General features: G+C 34.5%; 3 protein-coding genes. 2 read left to right on the top strand and 1 reads right to left on the bottom strand.

Going from position 1 to position 4,278, the window contains the following annotated elements:
- Positions 1–125: 125 nt before the first annotated feature.
- Complete coding sequence (locus AC3DU7_RS26695) at positions 126–536, bottom strand: nuclease A inhibitor family protein (protein ID WP_488042294.1); 411 nt, start codon at positions 534–536, stop codon at positions 126–128.
- A gap of 1,077 nt (positions 537–1,613) precedes the next feature.
- On the opposite strand from AC3DU7_RS26695, the gene AC3DU7_RS26690 reads away from it, so the two are divergent.
- Both AC3DU7_RS26690 and AC3DU7_RS26685 read left to right on the top strand, forming a co-directional pair.
- Positions 1,614–2,933 carry a 3-isopropylmalate dehydratase large subunit gene (locus tag AC3DU7_RS26690; protein ID WP_488042293.1) on the top strand — a complete coding sequence of 440 codons (1,320 nt, stop codon included), beginning with the start codon at positions 1,614–1,616 and terminating at the stop codon, positions 2,931–2,933.
- 279 nt (positions 2,934–3,212) lie between these two features.
- Positions 3,213–4,028: a trypsin-like peptidase domain-containing protein gene (locus AC3DU7_RS26685; protein ID WP_488042292.1), complete on the top strand. Its 816-nt coding sequence runs from the start codon at positions 3,213–3,215 to the stop codon at positions 4,026–4,028.
- Positions 4,029–4,278 lie beyond the last annotated feature (250 nt).

Here is a 4,278-nt window from a genome sequence, read left to right as displayed (position 1 = left end):
TATAATATTAATTATCAAATAAAAAAATGCTACAAAAAGGAAATTATAAATTTATGTCTAGTAAGTAATTTATCCAATCCTAGAAACCACCTATCTCTAATCCTTTTAATCATTTTTTCCTAAATTCAAGTCTCAATAGAAACTGTAGCTACACCTGCATAATCTCCTGTATTTGTCTTACCAACTATATAAATATCTTTTCTAACCTCACCCAGCTTATAAACCTTTAAATCGGTCAAACATTGCTTCATCATACTGACAAGTTTCTTATATTTCCTTACCACTTCAGCCTCTTGTGCATTATGCCAATCTTTTTCTGTAATAACCACTCTAAAAAAAACTTCAAATTCTATTACTTTAACTGTAGTCTCTAAAGAATGTTTAGTAATTTTCAAAACAATTTCATCATTTAATGAAATTCCCTTTCCAAATTCCCAAATAAAAACTTCAAAAGGATAATCAGATTCACTCATCCATAGCAAACCTTTTACCAGTTCATCTAATTGCTCAAAAATTTCTAAATTAGTTAAAGTCATTGTAATTAATACTAAAATTACTAAGAAATTTATGGACTATTGAGGTGAAATATCTAATACTCTTTTACCGTAAGCAGTCAGCTATCAGCTATCAGCAATTAGCAATTAGCAATTAGTAATTACCTCTTAAGTTTAGTCTGGGGACTTTGCCAGTAACTTTTATTCTTGAAAAAGAATAAAGGTTGCTTTTATCTTCCTCAAAATTAATAGCTGATAGCTAATAGCTGACGGCTGTTTGCGCAGCATTCCGCAGGAAATGCTTACCTTTTACCTCCACAACTTTCCACAATTTTATCATCCCTCCATCTAACCATCAATTTTTTTTAATTATGCTCCTTATGGTGTTTAAAATTAAAGCTCAGTTCTGCCAAAAAACTATTTATTATTCCCAGATGTTTGAAACATAATTATATTAACTCCCAACAACTAACTTTTAATATATTTTGATGATTAGGCGATTGCTAAAATAATTTATTTGATTGTTTTTGTATCACCTTTAGCTTTCAAAATCACAAAAATTAGCCAATTTTTAAATAAGAAGTCAAGAGTAGAATGTTGTAACTTTTAATTTTTTGCTTACTTTCTAGAATTTTTCTGAAATTTTGAGGCACTCTCAGAATTACCTTCTCGCCCTTGACCAAAAAGTAAGGTCAATAGCCTCCCCTTTTAAGCTATCCCTTACCCATAAGTCTTGAAACCCTTGTAAGGAAGCAGGGGAGAAGGGAACAGGGGAGAAAGGAGAAAAAATCATATTAGCTAAGTAAAACTACTGCAGTTATCAAAAAAAATGTACGGAAAAATACATTTTTTCTCCCGAAAAAGCTGAACTAATACTTATTCATAACTCGTCTATAATGTCTACGCTTTATGTTAAGAAAGATGTGGGTAATGGATAGCCTTTTAAGGGAATGAAAAAAAATCAACTTCAGTATTTTCATTGCCTCCTAACTTTAGATTTGAGGTGCTGATAACTGGTAACTGATAACTGATAACTGAAATGACTTGCCCGAAGCAATATGAGGTTGTCTAAAATACACTTGTAAACTACTTAAATCATCACCAGTAGAGGAAACATTTATGACAATGACTATGGTTGAAAAAATCCTGGCCAAAGCATCAGGAAAATCTACCGTTACCCCAGGAGAAAATATTTGGATCGACGTAGACGTACTAATGACCCATGATGTATGTGGCCCTGGTACTATTGGCATCTTTAAAAAAGAATTTGGTGAAAATGCCCGAGTTTGGGACCGGGAAAAAATCGTTCTCATCCCAGACCACTATATTTTCACCTCCGACAAACGAGCTAACCGTAATGTAGATATCTTGCGAGACTTTGCCCAAGAACAAAACATCAAATACTTTTACGACATTACAGATCGCTCAGACTTCAAAGCTAACCCCGACTACAAAGGAGTTTGCCATGTTGCCCTCGCCCAAGAAGGGCACACCCGTCCAGGGGAAGTTTTATTTGGCACAGACTCCCATACTTGTAATGCAGGTGCTTTTGGACAATTTGCTACAGGTATCGGCAATACCGACGCTGCCTTTATCTTTGGTACTGGCAAACTTTTGGTAAAAGTGCCAGCAACTATGCGGTTTGTCTTGAATGGGGAAATGCCGGACTATTTATTGGCCAAAGATTTAATACTGCAAATTATTGGAGATATTTCTGTTTCCGGCGCTACTTATAGAACAATGGAATTTGCTGGCGAGACTGTGAAACAGATGACAATGGAAGAACGAATGACCCTTTGCAATATGGTCATTGAAGCAGGTGGTAAAAATGGAGTTATTGCTGCCGATGAAACTACTTTTAAATATTTGCAAGGTCGAACAGATAAAACATTTGAGTCATTTCAGACAGATGAAAATGCGACATTTTATAGCGCTCGCTCCTACGATGTGACAAAATTAGAACCTGTAGTGGCCAAACCCCACTCTCCAGATAATAAGGAACTTGCTCGTAATTGTCAGGATGTTAAAATTAACCGAGTTTATATTGGTTCTTGTACAGGTGGAAAAACTTCTGACTTTCTTCATGCAGCTAAACTTATTAAAGGTCATCAGGTGAAAGTTCCCACCTATTTAGTACCAGCAACTCAGAAAGTTTATGAGGATTTATTTAGTTTAAAACATGATGGAAAAACCCTCTCAGAAATATTTTTAGATGCTGGTTGTATTGAACCTGCTGCTCCCTCTTGTGCTGCTTGTTTAGGCGGACCAAAAGATACATTTGGGCGATTAAATGAACCAGAAATTTGTGTATCTACAACGAATCGTAATTTCCCTGGTCGAATGGGGAATAAACAGGCACAAGTTTATTTAGCTTCTCCCTATACAGCAGCAGCTTCAGCGCTGACTGGATATGTTACTGACCCACGAGAATTTATGTAAACTCGTTGCCAGTCTGGATTTTTTTGTAATATTAATATGTAGTTTTTTCCCTAGTTAATAGAAAATTAATTAGGGAATTTACTTTTATACAGCACTTTGCGCGGATAGTGAGGTACAGTTTGAAAATTAATCTTTTTTTCCCTACTCCCAAATTCCCCTCCACGGTCGGGGTTAGGGGTGGGTTCCTACTCCCTAAAGTCCTAAAATTTTGTACCTCATCAACTCCAAAACGGCTGTAAATATACTTAGACTTTTTTTGTTGAAAAAATTGCTTGAATTATGTGTTTAGCAAATATTGTACAAAAAGTAAAATCAGGTGTTGTTAACATTATTCATACGGTTAATGGAGAAAGAGTCGCTTCTGGAACTGGATTTATGGTTGAAGGGTTATTAGTGACAAATTATCATGTTGCTTATTCTCCTCCCAGGGATTCAGTTGTTGTTATTAGAACAATTCATAATTCTCCTAATATACTTGATGGTATTTCGATGACAAATTATGATTTTTTACAAAGAACAAAAACAGCTTCTGATGAAAGAAATTATGATTATATAGTCCTTGATATACCAAAATTATCTGAACAAAAACTTTACAACTTTAAGCTATCTAATTATTCAGACTTAAGAAAGCAAATTGGAGATGATATATTTTTTCTCGGATATCCATTTGAACATCTTAATCTTGTCTGTCATTCTGGAATAATATCCTCTTTTTATAGAAGTATAAATATAGATATTATTCAAGTTGATGCAAGTGTAAACCCTAGTAATTCAGGAGGTCCGTTAATCGATCCAAAGACAGGAAAAGTTATTGGAATTATTACTAGAAAAGCAACTGGTCTTACTCAAGGATTTGAATCTTTTCGTTCTATCCTAAAAGAAAATATTGAAATTTTATCTAAAAGTCAAGGCGGAATATTAATACAAGGTATTGACCCTACTCAAGGTTTGATCGTAAGTCAAAATCAAATGTTAAATATGACTTATGAGCTTGAAAGGTCTGCAAATGTGGGAATTGGTTATGCTTTTTCCGTAAAAGAACTAATAAATGACTACTTTTTTGATAAATTCTCAGAAAACTTATCTCCAATTTGATAACCATTGCGCTATATTTACAGCAGATTTGAGGTATATGAGGTACAAAGATTAATAATAAAACTTTTGTGCTGCGGGCATCTTGCCCACCTAGGGATGTACCTTACTTATAGCAATGTGCGCTGGCATATTTACAAATTGCAGGAAGTGTCCAATAGCTAAAAGTCTTATATGATAAGCTTTTTATTCCCCCTGTTGCCTGTTGCCTGCGCGCAGCGCTATATATGAAATCTGCTGTAAATAAATCATC

Source organism: Okeania sp., assembly GCF_983059655.1.
Note: the sequence above shows the minus strand (reverse complement) of the source record. Positions and strands in the feature narration are given on the sequence as shown.

What these genes read in the sequence shown, in the direction of transcription:
- AC3DU7_RS26695 (WP_488042294.1), bottom strand. Translation starts at nt 536, where the DNA reads ATGACTTTAACTAATTTAGAAATTTTTGAGCAATTAGATGAACTGGTA.
- AC3DU7_RS26685 (WP_488042292.1), top strand. Translation starts at nt 3,213, where the DNA reads ATGTGTTTAGCAAATATTGTACAAAAAGTAAAATCAGGTGTTGTTAAC.
- AC3DU7_RS26690 (WP_488042293.1), top strand. Translation starts at nt 1,614, where the DNA reads ATGACAATGACTATGGTTGAAAAAATCCTGGCCAAAGCATCAGGAAAA.